The following is an 18,768-nucleotide window of genomic DNA, read 5'->3' on the forward strand; positions in this document are numbered from 1 at the left end:
ATGGCACTCGCCCTCACCGACGACCACCGCGACCTCGCCGACTCCGTTGCCGCCTGGGCCCGTCGCGCCGCACCGATCGAGGCGACCCGCGCCCGGCTCGACGACCTCGCCGCCGGCAAGCGCCCCGAGGCCTGGGACGGCCTCGTCCAGCAGGGCCTGCACGCCATCCACCTGCCCGAGGAGGACGGCGGCGCGGGCGCCGGTCTCGTCGAGCTCGCTGTCGTCGCCGAACAGCTCGGCCGCGCGCTGCACCCCGGCCCCTTCCTGAGCACCGTCCTCGCCAGCGCGGTCGTCGCGGCAGTACCGGCGAGCCCGGTCCGCAGCGTCGTGCTGCAGCGCTTCGCCGAGGGCGCCACCGGTGCCCTGTCCGACGGCGACGGCATCACCGCGACGCCGTACGACGGCAGCTGGATCCTGCACGGCAGCACCCGTCCTGTCCTCGGTCTGCCCGGTGCCGACCTCGTCGTGGTCCGCGCGACCACGGCCACCGGCGAGCCGGTGTGGTGCGTCCTGACGCCTGCCGCCGGCGAGGTCGTCGGCGAGCCGGCCACCGACCTCTCCCGTGCGGTCGGCCGGCTCGTCCTCGACGGCCGCAGCGTGACGACCGCGGAGCTGCTGCCCGCGCCCGCCGCCGAGCAGGTGGAGCTGGACACCGCCGCCCTGCTCGCCGCCGACGCTGCGGGCGTCGCTCGCTGGTTCGTCGACGCGGTCGTCGCGTACGTCTCCACCCGCGAGCAGTTCGGCGTCCCGGTCGGCAGCTTCCAGGCGGTGCAGCACAAGGCCGCCCTGCTGCTGGTGAAGGCCGAGATGATCGGCGCCGCCGCGTGGGACGCGGCCCGCGCGGCCGACGACGCTCCGGTCCAGCAGCGCCTCGCCGCTGCCCAGGTCGGCCTCACCGCGCTGCCCGCGGCGGTCGACGTCGCGGCCGAGGCCGTGCTGCTCTTCGGCGGCATCGGCTTCACCTGGGAGCACGACGCCCACCTCTACTGGCGCCGCGCGGTCAGCCTCTCCGCCGCCTTCGGCGAGGAGTCGACCTGGGCGGCCCGCCTCGGTGCGGCGGCGCTCGATGCCGAGCGGGACTTCGGCTTCGTCGCCGATGACGCCCTGCCCGAGCTGCGCGCCGAGCTGGCCACGGTCCTCGACGCCGCGCTCGAGATCCCCGACGACGGCGTACCGGCCGCCGGGTGGGCGCCCTCACGGGGCGGCCGCCGCCAGGAGCACCTCGCCGACGCCCGCCTCGTCGCGCCGCACTACCCCCAGCCCTGGGGGCGTGCGGCCGGCCCGGAGGCGCAGGCGGTGATCGCCCAGGAGTTCGCCCGCCGCGCGCTCGCCCAGCCCTCGACCGTGATCGGCGAGTGGGTGCTGCCCACACTGCTGCTCCACGGAACCCCCGCCCAGCAGCAGCGGTTCGTCGACCCGACCCTGCGCGGCGAGGTCTTCTGGTGCCAGCTGTTCTCCGAGCCGGGCGCCGGCTCCGACCTCGCCGGCCTGTCGACCCGCGCCCGCAAGGTCGACGGCGGGTGGGTGCTCAGCGGCCAGAAGGTCTGGAACTCGATGGCCGCCGAGGCCGACTGGGGCGTGTGCCTGGCACGCACCGACCCGGACGCCCCCAAGCACGCGGGCATCTCCTACTTCCTCGTCGACATGCGCAGCGAGGGTGTCGACGTCCGGCCGCTGCGCCAGGCGACCGGGCTCTCGGAGTTCAACGAGGTCTTCCTCGACGACGTCTTCGTGCCCGACGAGTGCCTCGTCGCCGAGCCCGGCGCGGGCTGGCGGCTCGCCGTCACCACCCTCGCCAACGAGCGCCTCAGCATGGGCGCCCGGCTCAGCCACGGCTCCAGCGACCTGGTCCGCGCGGTGCTCGCCTCCGGCGCCCACGAGGCATCCCGCGACGCCGTCGTCGAGGTGCTCGGCCGCTGTGTCGGCCGCGAGATGGCGCTGTCCGCGCTCAACCTGCGCAACGTCCTCGCCCGGATCGACGGCCTCGATCTGGGCGCCGAGATCAGCGTGCAGAAGGTCTGCAACGCCATCGCCCAGCGCGACAACTCCCGCGACCTGCTCCGCGTCCTGGGACGCGACGCGCTGGTCGCCGTACCCCCGACCGGCAAGCACACCACCGATCCCGTCATCGACCACCTCGGCCTGCCGGCTGTGCTCGTCGGCGGCGGAACCATCGAGATCCAGCTCAACGTGATCGCGCGCCGGGTGCTCCGGCTCCCGCGCTGACATCCCCACCCACCAAGGAAGCAAGCCATGTACCCAGAGCTCTCCGACAGCTCCAAGGCACTGCGCGCCGAGCTGCGCGCCTACTTCGCCGCCACGATCAACGACGAGGACCGCGCGGCCCTGGCCGAGCAGACCGAGGGCGGGCCGGTGTTCGACCGGGTCCTGCGCCAGATGGGCAAGGACGGCTGGCTCGGCCTCGGCTTCCCGGAGGAGTACGGCGGCCGCGGCGAGGACCCCGAGGCGCTCTACGTCTTCTACGACGAGGCGCTGCGCGCCGGCGCCCCGCTGTCGCTGGTCACCCTCAACACCGTCGCGCCGACGCTGATGAAGCACGGCTCGCAGGAGCAGAAGGACTTCTTCCTCCCGAAGATCCTGCTCGGCGATCTGATGTTCGCCATCGGCTACACCGAGCCCGGCGCCGGGACCGACCTTGCCAGCCTGCAGACCCGCGCCCGGATCGACGGCGACGAGCTGGTCATCAACGGCAACAAGATCTTCACCAGCGCCGGCGTCTTCGCCGACTGGGTCTGGCTCGCGGTCCGCACCGACCCCGACGCACCGCGCCACCAGGGGATCTCGGTCGTGCTGGTCCCGACCAGCAGCCCCGGCTTCTCGGTCACGGAGATCCACACCGTCGGCGGGATCAGCACGTCGGCCACCTACTACGAGGACGTCCGCGTGCCGCTGAGCAACGTGGTCGGCGAGCTCAACCAGGGCTGGAAGCTGATGACCAGCCAGCTCAACCACGAGCGGGTCGCGCTGGCCGCCCGTGGTGGCATCGCCAACCAGATGTACGACGAGGTGCTGGCCTGGGCCCAGGCCGAGAAGCTCGGCACCGGCACGCTGTACGACGTCCCGTGGGTGCGCAGCGCCCTCGCCGAGGTCTACGCCCTGCTCAGCGCGGCCGACCTGATGAGCCTGCGCCTGGTCTCCGACGTCGCCACGAACACCCTCGGCGGCGGCGACTCGGCGGCCGCCAAGATCTTCGGCACCGAGGCCGTCGTGACCGCCTACGGCCGCCTGCAGCAGGTGCTCGGCGCCGCCGGCCTGCTCCGACCGGGCTCGCCCGGTGCGGCGCTCGAGGGCCGGGTCGAGTCTCTCGGCCGGCGCGCCCAGAACAACACCTTCGGTGGCGGCACCAACGAGGTCATGCGCGAGATCGTCGCGGCCAAGACGCTCGGCATGACGCTCGGTGCCCGCCGCAAGGAGAACCCCCGGAACCAGAAGGACGGACAGTGAGCATGGACTTCGAGATGCAGGAGGACCACGCCGAGGTCCACGACCTCGCCGCGCAGATCCTCGGTGACCTCGCCCAGGTGGAGCGCGTCGTCGACGTCGAGCGCAACCACGGCGGCTTCGACGCGAAGCTGTGGGAGGTGCTCGCCTCCTCCGGCCTGATCGGCATCGCCGTCCCCGAGGACAAGGGTGGCGCCGGGCTCGGCACGGGCGGCCTGGTCGCCGTGCTGCAGCAGCAGGGCCGCCACGTCGCGCCCGTGCCGCTGTGGTCGGTCGTCGCCGGCGCGGCGCTGCCGCTCGCCGAGTTCGGCTCGGCAGCGCAGGTCGAGCGCTGGCTCGGGCCGATCGTCGAGGGCGAGACGATCGTCACCGGTGCCTTCGACGCCGCTCCAGGCGAGGTCGCCCGGCTGACCGGGCTACGGGTGGAGGGCGGGCTGCGGGTCAGCGGCGAGCTGCCGCAGGTGCCGGCGGCGCCGGTGGCCGCGGCGATCGTCGTACCCGTTGCGGTGGAGGACGGCGGCCTGCGGGTGGCGGTCGTCCCCGTCGACCGGGCAGGGGTGAGCGTGGTCCCGGTCGCGGCGACCAGCAACGAGAGCGCGGGCGCGGTCGCCTTCGAGGACGTCGTCCTCACCGAGGAGGACCTGCTGCCCGCCGACGGTGCGGCGGTCGTCGCGTGGACCCGGCGCCGGCTGCGGATCGCGCTCGCCGCGGTCGCGCTGGGCGTCTGCGAGGAGGACCTGCGGATCACTGCTGCCTACACCTCCGAGCGCGTGCAGTTCGGCCGGCCGCTGTCGACCAACCAGGCCGTCGCCGTGCGGGCGACCGACGCCTACCTCGACACCGAGGCGATCCGGCTGACGACGCTCAAGGCCGCGTGGCTGCTCGACCAGGGCGACGAGGAGGCCGCGGAGTCGGCCAGCCTGGTCGCCAAGTGGTGGGCCTCGGTCGGCGGGCTGCGCGTCGTGCTCGCCGGGCAGCACCTGCACGGCGGCATCGGTGCCGACATCGACTACCCGATTCACCGGTACTTCCTGTGGGGCCGCCAGGTCGCCTTCTCGCTCGGCAGCGGCGACGCCATCGCCGCCGAGCTCGGCGACGTGCTGCCCACCGCCCCGCGCATCGGCGCGCCGGCCTGACCACCCAGCGACCAGGAGACCCCATGTCCCGACCCGTCATCGTCGACGCGATCCGCACGCCCTACGGCCGCCGTGGTGGCGCGCTGTCCGGTCTGCACGCCGTCGACCTGCTCGGCCGCGCCCAGCGCGGGATCCTCGAGCGCACCGGCGTGGACCCCGCCAGCATCGGCGAGGTCATCGGCGGCTGCGTCACCCAGGCCGGCGAGCAGTCCGGCAACGTCGTCCGGTTCGCCTGGTTGCACCAGGGCTTCCCCGACGACATCGGCTCGACCACCATCGACGCCCAGTGCGGCTCGGCCCAGCAGGCCGTCCACCTGGTCGCGGCCCAGATCGCGGCCGGGTACGTCGACGCCGGCATCGCGTGCGGCGTCGAGGCCATGTCGCGGGTGCCCCTGCTGGCGAACCTCGGCGACGGCACGGTCGGCCGCCCCCGGCCCGACGACTGGACCGTCGACCTGCCGGCGCAGTACGAGGCCGCCGACCGGATTGCCGAGCGTCGTGGCCTGACCCGCGCCGACCTCGATGCCTTCGGCCTCCGGTCGCAGCAGCGCGCCCGCGCGGCGTGGGACTCCGGCCGGTTCGCCAACCAGGTGATCGAGGTGAAGCTGCCCGACGGCACCGTCGTGACCCGCGACGAGGGCCTGCGGGACACCAGCCTCGAGGCCCTGGCCGGACTGAAGACGATCCGCGAGGGCGGCCTGCACACGGCAGGCACGGCCTCGCAGATCTCCGACGGCGCGACCGCAGCGATGCTGATGTCGGAGGAGCGGGCGCGGGCCGAGGGCCTGCGCCCGCGCGGGCGGATCGTCGCCCAGACCCTGCTGGGGGCGGAGCCGCAGTACCTGCTCGACGGCCCGGTCCGGGCGGGGGAGCGGCTGCTGGAGCGCACCGGCATGACGATCGGCGACATCGACCTGTTCGAGGTCAACGAGGCCTTCGCCTCGGTGCCGCTGTCGTTCGCCCGCGCACACGGAGTCGACGAGGACCGGCTCAACGTCAACGGCGGCGCGATAGCGCTCGGTCACCCGGTCGGCTCGACCGGCGTCCGGCTGATCGCGTCCGTCCTCGACGAGCTCGAGCGCCGCGACCAGCAGCTGGCGATGGTGGCCATCTGTGCCGGCGGCGCCCAGGTCACCGGCGCGATCATCGAGCGGGTCTGACCATGACACTGACCCCCGACACCACCCACGACACCGGCGACCTCAGCGAGGACGTGGCCGAGCTCACGGAGGCCACCCGGCGGCTGATGCTCGCCGCCGCGACCACCGACGTCGGCGCCGACGAGCTGCGCGCGGCCCGCGCCCGGATGGACGAGCTGAGCGCGGCGCTCGGGCGCAGGTCGCGTCCGCGGGCGATGCGCACCGGCTTCGACGGGCCGCGGGAGGCTCGTCAGGCGGGCCGGGCGTGGTCGCTGGGCCGGACCAACCCGGAGACCTTCCCGCTCGACCTCCACTTCGACGGGGACACCGTCCGGGCCACGACCGTCCCGAACGCCCTCTACGAGGGTCCGCCGCACTCGGTGCACGGCGGCTTCATCGCCCACCTGATGGACTGCATGCTCGGCACCCTGGTGCAGTCGACCGGCAGGCGGGCGATGACCGCCAGCCTCGAGCTGACCTACCGCTCCCGCACGCCCCTCGACGTCACCGTCGACCTCGGCGCACGGATCGTCGAGACCACCGGCCGCAAGATCCTCGCCGAGTCGTGGATCGACGTGGATGGCGAGCGCACTGTCGACGCGCGGGGCCTGTTCATCGAGCTCCAGGAGATCCCGTGGCCTACGAGCTGACCGGCCTGGCCGGCAAGGTCGCCGTCGTCACCGGCGCCGGGCGGATGCGCTCGATCGGGCGCGCGCTCGCCGTCGAGCTGGCCCGGGCCGGCTGCGACGTCGTCGTCACCGGCTCCGGCAGGCGTCCCGAGGACCGGCCCGCCGACGAGATCGCCGCCGGGTGGAACGACATCGCCTCGGTCGCCGACGAGGTGCGTGCGCTCGGGCGCCGGGCGCTGCCGGTCGTGTGCGACGTCGCCGACCCCGATGACGTACGCCGGCTGCTGGACCTGACGCTCGCCGAGCTCGGCCGCGTGGACGTCGTCGTCAACAACGCCGCCGCGTCCCGGGGTGAGGACCGGGTCCCGCTGACCGAGCTGTCCGTCGAGGCGTTCGACCGGGTGATCGCGGTCAACCTGCGCGGCACCTTCCTGATGACCCAGGTCTTCGGGCGGCAGCTGGTCGCGCAGGGCGACGGCGGCAGCATCATCAACATCTCGTCGATCGGCGGGAAGCTCAGCGGGGCCCGCACCGGCGCGTACTCCGCGTCCAAGGCGGGCGTGCAGTCGCTGACGTCGTCGGCCGCCAAGGAGCTCGGCAGCCACGGCATCCGGGTCAACGCGCTGTGCCCGGGCGTGACCGAGACCGGCCGGATCGCCGACCGGGATCCCGAGACGTGGCAGGCGTACGTCGGTGCCAACCTCCCGCTCGGCAGGACCGGCGAGCCGTGGGAGGTGGCCGCGGCAGCGGTGTTCCTCGCCAGCGACCAGGCCGCCTGGGTCACCGGGCAGGCGTGGAACGTCGACGGCGGACAGCTGACGATCCGGTGAGCAACGTGAGCCCAGTAGTGAACGAGGAGAGCCAGAGGATGACCACGCGTGAGGAGGCCGTCGCGCGACTGACCGCGCCCGGCGCGCCGTACGAGATCCGGGTGGAGGACGTGCGGGGCGAGGACCTCGAGGTCTACGCCCACCGGCAGCACTCGCTGCGCGAGCTGCTCGACGCGTCCCGTGCCTTCGGGGACGCGGAGTACCTGGTGACCCGCGAGCGCCGGATCAGCTTCACGCAGCACCACGACGAGGTCGCCGCGCTGGCCCACGTGCTGCGCACCGAGCACGGCGTCGGGAAGGGCGACCGGGTCGCGCTGTGCGCGGCCAACTGCCCGGAGTGGATCGTCGGCTTCTGGGCCGCGGTCTCGATCGGCGCCGTCGCCGTCGGCATGAACTCGATGTGGGCGCGGCCCGAGCTGGTCCACGGCATGGAGCTGACCGCGCCGAAGGTGCTCATCGCCGACGCTCCCCGAGCCCGGATGGCTGACGGGCTGGGCGTTCCGGTGCTCACTGTCGAGGAGGACCTGCCGCGGATCGCGGCCGAGCACCGCGGCATCGCGCTGCCCGAGCCCGACGGGGAGATCGCCGAGGACGACCCGGCCGTCATCCTGTTCACCAGCGGCACCACCGGCCGCGCCAAGGGGGCTACCCACTCACACCGCAACGTGATCGCGGCGGTGTGGTTCCACCTGCTCAACGACGCGATCGCAGCAGAGACGGGCTTTCCGCAGGCTGATCGCCGCTTCCTCCTGGTCACGCCGTTGTTCCACATCGCCGCGCTGCACAACCTCGCGGTGGTCCGCCTGGTCGTCGGCGACACGGCCGTGCTGCACCTCGGGAAGTTCGACATCGAGCAGGTGCTGCGGCTGATCGAGTCCGAGCGGCTCACCAACTGGGGAGCGATGCCGACCATGCTCAGCCGGGTCGTCGAGCTCGGCGACCGGCTCGCCGACTTCGACCTCTCGTCGCTGCGCAGCATCTCGGTGGGCAGCGCGCCATCGTCACCCGAGCTCAAGGAGGCGCTGCGGCAGGCACTGCCCGCGGCCGGCCGGTCCCTCGGTACGACGTACGGCCTCACCGAGTCGAGCACCGCTGCGACCCTCGCGCTGGCCGCCGAGCTCGCCTCCGATCCGTCGACGGTCGGCCGTGCCGTGCCGACCATGCAGGTGGAGATCCGCGACACCGCGGGCCTCCCCGTGCCCGACGGCGTCGAGGGAGAGATCCACCTGCGCGGCGCCCAGATGATGCTCGGCTACTGGGACAACCCCGAGGCGACCGCGGCCTCGACCGCTCAGCACGGCTGGTTCCGCACCGGCGACCTCGGCCACCTCGCCGACGGCCAGCTGCACATCGCGAGCCGGCGCTCCGACCTGATCCTGCGTGGGGGAGAGAACATCTACCCGGCCGAGGTGGAGGACCGGATCGTCGCCCACCCGGCCGTGCGCGAGTGCATCGTGATGGGGGTCCCCGACCCCGACTACGGCCAGGGCGTCGCGGCCGTCGTCGTGCTGCACCCCGGGGCGCAGGTCTCCCAGGAGGAGCTGTGCGCCCACACCGAAGCCGGTCTCGCTCGCTACAAGGTGCCCACCCGCTGGCAGATCACGCTCGAGGAGCTGCCCCGCAACGCGACCGGCAAGGTCAACCGCCGCGACATCCGCCTCGTCTGACCTGGTCTCAATCCCCCCAACAGAAGGAGATCGTCATGTCCACCCACGTCCCGGGACTGCGTCGTACCGCCGCCGTCGTCGTGGCCGCAGCGCTGCTCGTGAGCGGCTGCGCGTCCGAGGAGGAGAAGAAGCCACGCGGCCAGGGCAAGGCCCTCGCCGAGGGCTTCCGCAACGTCGACGACGGCGGCAAGCCCGTCGACGGCGGCACCCTGACGTACGGCGCCTACACCGAGCCCGCGTCGCTCGACCCGACCGTGACCATCGCGGCCGCGACCACGGGCGGCACCGAGATGGCCAACATCTACGACACGCTGCTCAACTTCGACCCCGGCAAGCGGGAGTTCGTGCCGCGGCTGGCGAAGGCGATCGAGCACGACGCCGACTACACGACGTGGACGCTCACGCTCCGTGACGGGGTCACCTTCTCCGACGGCACGCCGCTCGACGCCGAGGCGGTGGTCTGGAGCCAGCAGCGGTATGCCACCGCGAAGGCGCCCGAGACCGCGCTGTGGGCCGGCAACGTCACCTCGGCGACCGCGACCGACGCACACACGGTCACCTACGAGCTGGCCCGTCCGTGGCCGCTGTTCCCGGGCATCCTCAGCACCGGTCCCGGCATGGTCGTGGCGAAGTCGTCGGTGGGGGCCGACGGCAGCTTCACCCCCGTCGGTGCCGGTCCGTACACGCTCGGCGACTGGAAGCACGGCGAGTCCCTCGAGCTCGAGGCCCGCGACGACTACTGGGACGGCGCCCCGCGTCTCGACAGCGTGAAGATGGCGTTCCTCGGCGACCAGCGCACCAGCCTGGACTCGCTCGAGGGCGGCGACATCGACGCCGCGCTGGTCCGTGACCCCGACCTCGTCGACGAGGTGCTCGACAAGAAGCTGCCGGCGTACGTCAACATGCGTGCAGCGAGCAACGTCGCCATCATCAACGCCTCCGAGGGCGCTGCCGGCCACGACGTCCGGGTCCGCAAGGCGATCGCCTTGGCCATCGACCCCGACCTGATGCGGGAGCGGATGTTCGGCGGCACCGGCATCGCGTCCTCCGACCTGTTCCCCGACTACTCCGTGTGGCACACCGATGCCGCCGGGCTCGAGCCCGACCGCGCGGCGGCGACCAAGCTCGTCGAGGAGGCCAAGGCGGACGGCTGGGACGGTGTGATCCGGTACGTCGACGGCACCGACCCGGCGTCGCGGGCCGCCACCCAGGCGGTCAAGGCGTCGCTCGAGGCGGTCGGGATGACCCTCGACCCGAAGCCGGCGCGCACGATCTCCGAGCAGATCACCAGGATCGCGGTGGAGCGTGACTACGACCTCGCGGGCTGGAGCATCAACTTCGTCGAGGCCGACCCGTTCGCCCGGATGTACGCCACCATGCACAGCGGCGGCACCCAGACCTACGGGATGTACACCAGCCCGGCCATGGACGAGCACATCGCCGCCTTCCAGGCTGCGACCACGAAGGACGACCAGCTCGCAGCGATCACCGCACTCCAGGAGCAGGTCAACGAGGACGTCCCGTTCGTCACCTTCGGCCCGTTCTCCGAGCTGAGCGTGTGGACCACGAAGGTCCACGGCATCACGGGCGGCTCGAACTCGATGATCCTGCTCGACGACGCGTGGCTCGGCTGACTCCCGCGATGACCACCGGCCAGGAGGCCCGGGAGGACCGTTGGGTCCTCCCGGGCATCCTGCTCGTCACGACCGTCACCGGCGTCGTCGGCAGCCTCGGCACCCCGCTCGTCACCGGCATCGCCCGGACCGAGGGCGTCTCCTTGGTCACCGCCCAGTGGGCGATCACCGCCACCCTGGTCACCGCGGCCGTGGCCTGCCCGGTCGTCGGGCGGCTCGGTGCCGGACGCCGCCGCCGGCCGGCGCTGCTGGGCTGCCTGGTGCTCGTCGTGGTCGGCACCGCGCTCGGTGCCCTCCCGCTCGGGTTCGGCCCGCTGCTGGTCGGCCGGATCCTTCAGGGCCTCGCGTTCGCGATCGTGCCGCTGGCGTTCTCGATCGCCCGCAGCGAGCTGCCCGAGGAGAAGGTCCGTGGTGCCGTTGCGGCGATCTCGGTGGCCAACGTCACCGCCGCCGGACTGGGATTCCCGGTCACCGCGTTCGTCGCGACCTTCGCGGGCACGAAGGGCGCCTTCGGCTGGGCCTGCGCGCTGGCCGTCGCGGCGTTGGTGGTCGCGCTGCTCGTCGTACCGGACAGCGACGAGGAGGCGCCCCGCGGCGTCGACTGGTTCGGTGCGGTCCTGCTCAGCACCGCCACCGCCGCGGTGCTCTTCGCCGTGACCCAGGCGAAGGCCTGGGGGACCACCTCGCCGCTGACCCTCGGGCTGCTGGGCGGCGGCGTGCTGACGTACGTCGTCTGCGGCTGGTGGCTGCTCCGCGCGGAGCGGCCGCTGGTCGACCTGCGGGTGGCGGTCCGGCCCGGTGTGCTGGTCGCCAACGTGTGCGGACTGCTCGCCGCGCTCGGCATGTTCGTGCTGCTGTCGCTGTCGATGATCCTCGTGCAGACCACCGAGGAGCACGGCTACGGGCTCGGCAGGTCCGTCGCCGTGGCCGGCCTGATGTTGACGCCGTACGCCGTCACCAGCGTGCTCGGCTCGCGGATCGCCCTGTGGGTGGGGCGATTCGTGGCACCTGACCTGCTGCTGGCCTGCGGCTGCCTGCTGTTCGCTGCCGCCAACCTCGCGCTCGCCCTCGGCCACGACGCGCTGTGGAAGGTGACCGTCGCCGTCGTGATCGGCGGCTTCGGCAGCGGGATGACCTTCAACTCGATGCCGTGGCTGATGGTGCGCTTCGTGCCGCCGGCGGAGACCGGGAGCGCTCTCAGCTTCAACCTGGTCCTGCGCTTCCTCGGCATGTCCACGGGCAGCGCGCTGGCGCTGGCCGTGCTGGCCGCGTCTGCCGAGAGCGGGCGCCAGACGAGCGAGTCCGGCTTCGTCGCCGGAGGCGTGGCGGGGGCGGCCCTCTCGCTGCTCGCCGCCGTCACCTGCCTGGTCCTCGGACGGACCCGGCGCACCGACCCCGAGAGACCCGAGAGAATCGAGACGCCGACGCGACCGTCGGCCGAGGAGAGAGTGTGATGGAGACCTTCGCGCAGATCGTGGCGAGCCGGACGGGTGACGACAAGCCGGGCCTGCTCTTCGAGGACCGGCAGTGGACCTGGGACGAGGTGGTCCGCGAGGGTGCCGCGCGCGCCGCTGCGCTGCGGGCCGTCGTACCGACGCCCGAGGGACGCCAGGTCCACGTCGGGGTGCTGCTCGAGAACGTCCCCGACTACGTCTTCTGGATCGCCGCGGCCTCGCTCGCCGATGCCGTCGTGGTCGGGCTCAACGCCAGCCGCAGCGGCCCCGAGATCGCGCAGGACGCCCGGCACGCCGACGTCGACCTGGTCGTCACCGAGGGCCGGCTGCGGCACCTCGCCTCCGAGCTGGATGGCGTGCGGGTGCTGGACGTCGACGACGACGCGTACGACGGGTGGCTGGCGCCGTACCGCGAGGCACCGGTGCCCGACACCTCCGCGCTGCCGGGACCGGACCACCTCGCGATGCTGCTGTTCAGCTCCGGCTCGACCGGTGCCCCGAAGGCGGTCGTGGTCGGCCAGGGCCGGCTCGGCCGGCTCACCCAGGCGATCGTCGGCCGGGTCCGGATGCGCCGCGACTCGGTGACCTACCTGTGCATGCCGCTGTTCCACGGCAACGCGGTGATGATGAACCTCGCGCCTGCGATGGCGACCGGGGCCACGGTGACGATGACCCGCAAGTTCTCCGCGAGCGCGTTCGCCGACGACATCCACCGCCACGGCGCGACCTACGTCAACTACGTCGGCCGCGCGCTGTCCTACGTCCTCACCCGCCCCGAGGACCCGCGCGACCGCACCAGCACGCTCGAGCTGGCGTTCGGCACCGAGGCCTCGGAGGCCGACGTCGCCCGGTTCACCGAGCGCTTCGGCTGCGAGGTGATGGAGGGATACGGCCTCAGCGAGGGCGTGTTCCGCATCAACCGCACCCCCGACACCCCGGTCGGATCGCTCGGCCTGCCCGCCGGCGAGGTCGACGTCCGGGTCCTCGACGAGGACACGGGGGAGGAGTGCCCCCGCGCCCGCTTCGACGCGCAGGGCCGGCTGGTCGACGGCGCCGCTGTGGGGCAGATGGTCGCCGTCGGCACGGCCGGCACCTTCGAGGGCTACTACAAGAACCCGGGCGCGATGGCCGATCGCGTGCGCGGCGACGACTTCTGGTCCGGCGACCTGGCCTACCGCGACGAGGCCGGCTTCTTCTACTTCGCCGGCCGCTCCTCGGACTGGCTGCGCGTCGACAGCGAGAACTTCTCCGCGGCGCCGGTCGAACGCGTCGTCCAGCGCCTCCCGTGGATTGCGGCCGCGCCGGTGTTCGCCGTACCCGACCCGCGCACGGGCGACAACGTCATGGTCGCCGTCGACCTCGAGCCCGGCGCGGCCTTCGACCCGGTCGCGTTCGGCGAGCACCTCGCCGCCCAGCCGGACTTCGGCGCCAAGTGGTGGCCGGCGTACGTCCGCGTCGTCGAGACGATGCCACTCACCGGGAGCGGCAAGATCGACAAGGCTCCGCTGCGTCGCGCGGCCTGGAACACCACCGATCCGGTGTGGGTGCGGGTCGGCCGGACCGCGGAGTTCGAGCTCCTCGACGACGCCGGCCGCGACGCCATCGAGAAGGAATTCGTCGAGCAGGGACGCCAGGCGCTGCTGCCCTGAGGTGGTCGAGGAGGTCGCGCAGCGACTTCGGAGGTCGAGGAGGTCGCGCAGCGACTTCGGAGGTCGAGGAGGTCGCGCAGCGACTTCGGAGGTCGAGGAGGTCGCGCAGCGACCGTCTCGAGACCCCCGGCCGTGCTGCCGGAACCGTCCAGCGACAGTCCCGGCAGCACGTCGCCGGGTCTCGAGACGCGCCGCGATCTCGGTTGCTTCGCGGCGCGAGCTCGCCGGCGCTCCTCGACCTTCGGCCGCTCTCCGCGGGTTCGCAAGCTCACCCGCGGGCGGCCTTGCCCGCTGAGTGGGAATCGCGCCGACTCGTCGGGCTGGCGGCTTCCTAGTGTGACGCCACGCACAGGCCACCGAGGGCCTGCAGGCGCCCGACAGCCCCAGTACGAGACCCACCTGGAGTGAACAGTGAAGACACGCATTTCCGTGCGCACGCGGATGGCCGCGGCCCTGTGTGCGACCGCTCTCGCCGCCACGGCCTGCGCCAGCAGCGACGGCGGGGACAAGGAGTCCTCGGGCACGCAGGCCTCGCCGAAGGACCTCTACAAGGACGGGATCCTCAACCCGGAGAAGGACCCGGGTACGCCGGTCGACGGGGGCACCCTGCGGATGGCGGAGTACTCCGAGGCGGTCGTCCTCGACCCGACGAAGACCTACCCGACGGGCTCGACCGGCCTGAACGTGATGGCGTCGATCTACGACACCCTCATGCGCTACGACCCCGAGACCAAGGGCTACGACCCGCAGCTCGCCGAGTCGCTCACCACCGACGACAACGTCACCTGGACGCTCGGGCTGCGCGACGGTGTGACGTTCACCGACGGCACGCCCCTCGACGCGGACGCCGTCGTGGCCAGCATCCAGCGCTTCATCACCAACCGCGGCCTGCACGGCCAGATCCTGGGCGCCAACCTGAAGTCGATGGTCGCGACCGACAAGTCGACCGTCACCTTCACCTTCAACGGTGCCTGGGCGCGCTTCCCCAGCCTGCTCGCGGCCGGCCCCGGCCTGATCCTGGCCCCGGCGGCGTACGCCGACCCGGCGAGCTTCAAGCCCATCGGCGCCGGCCCGTTCGTGCTGGAGAGCCAGTCGCCGGGTGAGAAGACCGTGGTGAAGGCCAACGAGGACTACTTCGGCGGCCGCCCCCACCTCGACAAGATCGAGTTCCTGCAGCTCGGCCCCGACCAGACCAAGCTCGAGTCCCTCGAGGCCGGCGAGGTCGACGCGATCTACGTGTCGAGCGAGGAGGTCGTCAAGGACCTGGTCGGCAAGGGCTACACCGGCAACATGAGCGCCGTCAGCGGTGCGCCGACCATCAACTTCAACCACCGCGAGGGCACGGCCACCGCCGACGTCCGCGTGCGCCAGGCGATCGAGCTGGCCTTCGACGCCAACACCTTCCTCAAGCGCACCACCGACAGCGACCTGCTCGCCGACCGCGGCCTGATGGGCCCCAACTCCATCTGGAAGACCGGTGTCGCGCCGGTCACGACCGACACGGCAGCTGCGAAGAAGCTGGTCGACGAGGCGAAGACAGACGGCTTCGACGGCAAGCTGCACTACGTCGGCCTCAGCGACGCCGCCTCCAAGTCGGGCGCCGTGGCCATCAAGGCGATGCTCGACGCCGTCGGCTTCGACGTCCAGCTCGACCTGGTCTCCGCCGTGGGCGACATCGTGAAGAAGGTCTACGTCGACGGCGACTTCGACCTCGCCCGCGGGTCCAACAGCATCCCGGACTCCGACCCGTACGCCGCCCTCGACACCGCGATGGACAGCACCTCGGGCGCCAACCCGGGCCGCTACGCCAGCCCGGAGATGGACGGCCTGCTCGCCGAGCTGCGCGCCGCCGACGGCCCCGAGGAGGGCGACGCCACCCTCGCGAAGATCGAGGAGCTGTGGAAGAAGGACGCCGTCTACCTGAACGTCGGATTCGGTGGCTTCCTCGAGGCGTGGAACAAGAACGTGCACGGGATCACGCCCACCACGCAGACCGCGGTGCTGTTCGATGACGCATGGATCGGCAAGTGAGCTGACCCCGCCCGGCCTGCAGTGACCCCTACGGTGTCCCGGACGTCCCACGACGTCCGGGACACCGTCGTATCGAGAGGAACCCACCATGGACGACCGCGCAGCACTGATCGAGCGCCTCGCCGAGATCGCCGCCGCCATCGACGGGCGCGACTGGGAGACCATCGCTCGCGCGTTCACGCCCGACGCCCACGGCTACGGCAAGGACGGCGGCCCCGACGCCATCGTCGCGCAGATGCGGGCCCACCTCGACGGGGTCGGCCCGACCCAGCACCTGCTCGGCAACCACCGGGTCGAGGTCGACGGCGACCACGCCCGCACGCTCGCCTACGCCCGGGTGTACCACGTCGGCGCCGGCCCGATGGAGGGCTCGTTCTACGAGTGCATGGGCGAGTACGACGACCGGTGGGTCCGCGACGGCGACCGCTGGCTGCTCGCCCGGCGCAGCTTCGAGATCCGGATCGGGCTCGGCGACTTCGCGGTGCTGCGCGGCGCCTGACCTTCCGGTCAACCGCCCGAGGGCCGCACTCCGTCGAACGCCGCCAGCACCGCACGAACCGCGGGGGAGTCGGCCATCGTGCGCCGGTGCAGCGCGTCGACCAGGCGCACCGGCTCCGGATCGGCCACCGGTACGGCGACCAGGTCCTCGCCGAGCGCCGCCCGCCCCATCCGCGGGACCAGCGCGACGCCGAGCCCGGCGCGCACCAGGGCCAGGTGGGACTCGAACTCCGCGGAGACGTGGGCGATCCGGGGCGGACGGCCGGTGCCGTCGTACATCCGCGAGAGCCACTGCCGGCAGATCGTGCCCTCCGGCGTGGCGATCCAGCCGACGTCGACGAGGTCGTGCGGCGTCACTCGCGGGCGGGCGGCGAGCGGGTCGTCGCGGTGCACGATCAGGTCGGCGACGTCGCCGTGCAGGGGAGTGGCGGCGACGTGGTCGGGTACGGCGAGCGGGACCCCGCCCCAGCGGTGCACGATCCCGAGCTCGACCTGGCCGCTGGCGACCAGCTCGACGACATCCCACGGCTCGGCCTCGCGCAGGGTGAGGGTCAGGCCGGGGTGGGCGTCGCGCAGGCTGCGGGCGATCGGCGCGACCAGGCCGCGCATCGCGGTGGAGAACGCGGCCAGCCGGATCCGCCCCGCGACCACGCCGGCGCGCTCCTGCAGCGTGGCCTCCAGCTGCTCGAGGTCGGCGAGGACCTGCTCACCGGCGTCGACGAGGTGCTGGCCGTGGCTGGTCAGCATCACGCCGCGGCCGACCCGCTCGAGCAGCGGGACGCCGGTCTGCCTCTCCAGGCGCTTGACCTGCTGGGAGATGGCACTGGGCGTGTACCCGGTCGCCGCCGCGGCCCCGACCACGGACCCGTGGGTGGCGACCGCGCGGAGGCCGGCGAGCGCGTCCAGATCAATCATGCAGCAACGCTACATCTTTCACGGCAGATCTCTTTGCTGGTGCTTCAACGTCGTGGCCGGGACGATGGACGACGTGAGCCGCCGTGACCAGTCCCTCGCCGCCCTGGTGGCCGCGATCTGGGGCTTCAACTTCGTCGTCATCGACTGGGGGATGGGCGACGTACCGCCGCTGCTGTTCCTCGCCGCGCGCTTCCTCGCCGTCGTCGTCCCGGCGGTCTTCCTGCTCGACCCGCCGCCGGTTCCGTGGCGCACCGTCGCCGCGGTCGGCACCTTCATGTCGCTGGGCCAGTTCGCGTTCCTGTACGTCGCCATGGACGCCGGGATGCCACCCGGGCTCGCCGGGCTGGTGCTCCAGGCCCAGGTGGTGCTCACGATCGTGCTGGCCGCCGCGGTGCTGCGCGAGCGCCCGACCCGGCCGCAGGTGGCCGGTGTCGTGCTCGGTGCGGTCGGGCTGGTCGTCGTCGGCCTCGGCCGGGGCGGGCACGTCCCGACAGTGGCGCTGCTGCTGTGCCTGATGGCCGCCCTGATGTGGGCGATCGGCAACGTTGTCTCGCGGGCCTCGGGCGCCACCGGCGGGCTGTCGCTGACGGTGTGGTCCGCGCTCGTCGTACCCGTCCCGCTGGTGCTGCTCTCCCTCGTCGTCGACGGCCCGGCCGCCGTCGTGGACGGGCTCGGTGCCTTCGGCTGGCGCGCCGCGCTCTCCACGCTCTACACTGCCGGGCTCGCCTCGCTGGTCGGCTACGGGATCTTCAACACCCTGCTCTCGCGCAACCCCTCGGCCGCGGTCGTGCCGTGGATCCTGCTCGTCCCGCCGGTCGCGATCGGCTCGGCGTGGACGCTGCTCGACGAGGTGCCCTCGACCGGTGAGCTGGTCGGGGGTGCGGTGCTCGTGCTCGGCGTGCTCGTCGCGCAGGGACGGGCACGCGCGAGCCGGGAGGTCAGCGACCCGACTCGGAGTACGCCGGACCCGTCCCGGCCAGGCTCGCCAGGGCGGCCCGCACCCGCCGGGCGGTGAAGTCGGCTGCTCGCTCGTCGATCTCGGCAAGGGTGAGGAAGTCGGCGGTCTTGATCTCGCGGGGCTGGGGGACGACCTGCTGCACGATCGAGGCGGGGTGCACGCCGCCGTCGAAGACCAGGCACAGCGCGTCGTCCCAACCGCCCCACGGCGGCAGCCAGTCGGTCAGCAGCAGCGCGCCGGCCTCGATGGTGAGGTCGAGCTCCTCCTCCACCTCCCGGGAGACCGCGACCCGCGGCGACTCGCCGACCTCGACCACGCCACCCGGCAGGTCCCAGTCGGTCTTGTAGGTCAGGTTGCACATGAGCACCCGTGGCTCGGACCCGTCCGACCCGTCGGCGTCGCGCACCAGCATCTGCCCGATCCCGCGCTTGCGCGGCAGGAACGAGTTCAACAGCGCCCGGAACCCACCGGGCTCGTGCACCGGCACGTCGTCGACCAGCCGCGCGTAGATGACCACGTCACCCGCGCGCCCGCGCTGCACGCCCTCGCGCCGCATCCCGGACCAGGTCGCGATCCGCTGCGCCTCGGCGTCGTCGATGGCGACCTTCACCTCGACCCGCTCGTGGTCGGTGAGGGCGTCGGCCACCTGGCGGCGCACGATGTCGACCGCGGCCTGCCAGCCACGCTCGGTCAGGTCCGAGGTCCAGGTCAGCCGGGCCACGCCGTCGTCGACGGTCCAGTGGCTGATCTCGGGCTCGGGCACGGG

General features: G+C 72.8%; 15 protein-coding genes. 13 read left to right on the forward strand and 2 right to left on the reverse strand.

Annotated features, from left to right (window positions below; all coding sequences use genetic code 11):
- The 12 genes from ACZYRU_RS17905 (at position 1) to ACZYRU_RS17960 (ending at position 16,130) form a co-directional block, all read left to right on the forward strand.
- A complete protein-coding gene (locus tag ACZYRU_RS17905; RefSeq protein WP_488958444.1) occupies positions 1 to 2,226 on the forward strand; it encodes an acyl-CoA dehydrogenase family protein in 2,226 nt (741 codons plus the stop codon).
- Positions 2,227 to 2,253: 27 nt separating this feature from the next.
- Positions 2,254 to 3,465 (forward strand): acyl-CoA dehydrogenase family protein, encoded by a 1,212-nt coding sequence (locus ACZYRU_RS17910; protein WP_488958445.1) that lies wholly within the window; start codon positions 2,254 to 2,256, stop codon positions 3,463 to 3,465.
- A 2-nt stretch (positions 3,466 to 3,467) separates the two neighbouring features.
- Complete coding sequence (locus ACZYRU_RS17915) at positions 3,468 to 4,598, forward strand: acyl-CoA dehydrogenase family protein (protein WP_488958660.1); 1,131 nt, start codon at positions 3,468 to 3,470, stop codon at positions 4,596 to 4,598.
- A gap of 23 nt (positions 4,599 to 4,621) precedes the next feature.
- Positions 4,622 to 5,758: a steroid 3-ketoacyl-CoA thiolase gene (locus tag ACZYRU_RS17920; protein WP_488958446.1), complete on the forward strand. Its 1,137-nt coding sequence runs from the start codon at positions 4,622 to 4,624 to the stop codon at positions 5,756 to 5,758.
- A gap of 2 nt (positions 5,759 to 5,760) precedes the next feature.
- Entirely contained in the window at positions 5,761 to 6,387 is a 627-nt protein-coding gene (locus tag ACZYRU_RS17925) for a PaaI family thioesterase (RefSeq protein ID WP_488958447.1), read from the forward strand.
- Entirely contained in the window at positions 6,372 to 7,196 is an 825-nt protein-coding gene (locus tag ACZYRU_RS17930; RefSeq protein WP_488958448.1) for an SDR family NAD(P)-dependent oxidoreductase, read from the forward strand. The genes ACZYRU_RS17925 and ACZYRU_RS17930 overlap by 16 nt, the downstream gene beginning before the upstream one ends.
- Positions 7,197 to 7,234: 38 nt before the next feature.
- Positions 7,235 to 8,863: a steroid-24-oyl-CoA synthetase gene (gene casG, locus ACZYRU_RS17935; RefSeq protein WP_488958449.1), complete on the forward strand. Its 1,629-nt coding sequence runs from the start codon at positions 7,235 to 7,237 to the stop codon at positions 8,861 to 8,863.
- 35 nt (positions 8,864 to 8,898) lie between these two features.
- Positions 8,899 to 10,497, forward strand: a complete 1,599-nt coding sequence (locus ACZYRU_RS17940) for an ABC transporter substrate-binding protein (RefSeq protein WP_488958450.1) — start codon at positions 8,899 to 8,901, stop codon at positions 10,495 to 10,497.
- Between the two features lie 8 nt (positions 10,498 to 10,505).
- Entirely contained in the window at positions 10,506 to 11,951 is a 1,446-nt protein-coding gene (locus ACZYRU_RS17945; RefSeq protein WP_488958451.1) for an MFS transporter, read from the forward strand.
- Positions 11,951 to 13,600, forward strand: coding sequence for an AMP-binding protein (locus ACZYRU_RS17950; RefSeq protein ID WP_488958452.1), 1,650 nt, complete (start codon positions 11,951 to 11,953; stop codon positions 13,598 to 13,600). The genes ACZYRU_RS17945 and ACZYRU_RS17950 overlap by 1 nt, the downstream gene beginning before the upstream one ends.
- 411 nt (positions 13,601 to 14,011) lie before the next feature.
- The gene (locus ACZYRU_RS17955; protein ID WP_488958453.1) at positions 14,012 to 15,631 is read left to right on the forward strand and encodes an ABC transporter substrate-binding protein; all 1,620 of its coding nucleotides are present in this window, start codon (positions 14,012 to 14,014) and stop codon (positions 15,629 to 15,631) included.
- An 88-nt stretch (positions 15,632 to 15,719) separates the two neighbouring features.
- A complete protein-coding gene (locus ACZYRU_RS17960; protein ID WP_488958454.1) occupies positions 15,720 to 16,130 on the forward strand; it encodes a nuclear transport factor 2 family protein in 411 nt (136 codons plus the stop codon).
- A gap of 8 nt (positions 16,131 to 16,138) precedes the next feature.
- Here the strand turns inward: ACZYRU_RS17960 and ACZYRU_RS17965 are convergent, their stop codons facing one another.
- Positions 16,139 to 17,044 carry a LysR family transcriptional regulator gene (locus ACZYRU_RS17965; RefSeq protein WP_488958455.1) on the reverse strand — a complete coding sequence of 302 codons (906 nt, stop codon included), beginning with the start codon at positions 17,042 to 17,044 and terminating at the stop codon, positions 16,139 to 16,141.
- Between the two features lie 64 nt (positions 17,045 to 17,108).
- Between ACZYRU_RS17965 and ACZYRU_RS17970 the strand changes: the two genes are divergently transcribed.
- Positions 17,109 to 18,059, forward strand: coding sequence for an EamA family transporter (locus tag ACZYRU_RS17970; RefSeq protein ID WP_488958456.1), 951 nt, complete (start codon positions 17,109 to 17,111; stop codon positions 18,057 to 18,059).
- Here ACZYRU_RS17970 and ACZYRU_RS17975 read toward each other — a convergent pair.
- Entirely contained in the window at positions 17,983 to 18,765 is a 783-nt protein-coding gene (locus ACZYRU_RS17975; protein WP_488958457.1) for an NUDIX domain-containing protein, read from the reverse strand. The two genes, ACZYRU_RS17970 and ACZYRU_RS17975, sit on opposite strands and share 77 nt — an antisense overlap.
- Between the last annotated feature and the right edge of the window lie 3 nt (positions 18,766 to 18,768).

It is taken from the genome of Nocardioides sp. F233 (genome assembly GCF_057813895.1).

What these genes read in the sequence shown, in the direction of transcription:
- ACZYRU_RS17920 (WP_488958446.1), top strand. Translation starts at nt 4,622, where the DNA reads ATGTCCCGACCCGTCATCGTCGACGCGATCCGCACGCCCTACGGCCGC.
- ACZYRU_RS17910 (WP_488958445.1), top strand. Translation starts at nt 2,254, where the DNA reads ATGTACCCAGAGCTCTCCGACAGCTCCAAGGCACTGCGCGCCGAGCTG.
- ACZYRU_RS17950 (WP_488958452.1), top strand. Translation starts at nt 11,951, where the DNA reads ATGGAGACCTTCGCGCAGATCGTGGCGAGCCGGACGGGTGACGACAAG.
- ACZYRU_RS17940 (WP_488958450.1), top strand. Translation starts at nt 8,899, where the DNA reads ATGTCCACCCACGTCCCGGGACTGCGTCGTACCGCCGCCGTCGTCGTG.
- ACZYRU_RS17915 (WP_488958660.1), top strand. Translation starts at nt 3,468, where the DNA reads ATGGACTTCGAGATGCAGGAGGACCACGCCGAGGTCCACGACCTCGCC.
- ACZYRU_RS17965 (WP_488958455.1), bottom strand. Translation starts at nt 17,044, where the DNA reads ATGATTGATCTGGACGCGCTCGCCGGCCTCCGCGCGGTCGCCACCCAC.
- ACZYRU_RS17960 (WP_488958454.1), top strand. Translation starts at nt 15,720, where the DNA reads ATGGACGACCGCGCAGCACTGATCGAGCGCCTCGCCGAGATCGCCGCC.
- casG (WP_488958449.1), top strand. Translation starts at nt 7,235, where the DNA reads ATGACCACGCGTGAGGAGGCCGTCGCGCGACTGACCGCGCCCGGCGCG.
- ACZYRU_RS17905 (WP_488958444.1), top strand. Translation starts at nt 1, where the DNA reads ATGGCACTCGCCCTCACCGACGACCACCGCGACCTCGCCGACTCCGTT.
- ACZYRU_RS17945 (WP_488958451.1), top strand. Translation starts at nt 10,506, where the DNA reads ATGACCACCGGCCAGGAGGCCCGGGAGGACCGTTGGGTCCTCCCGGGC.
- ACZYRU_RS17925 (WP_488958447.1), top strand. Translation starts at nt 5,761, where the DNA reads ATGACACTGACCCCCGACACCACCCACGACACCGGCGACCTCAGCGAG.
- ACZYRU_RS17970 (WP_488958456.1), top strand. Translation starts at nt 17,109, where the DNA reads ATGGACGACGTGAGCCGCCGTGACCAGTCCCTCGCCGCCCTGGTGGCC.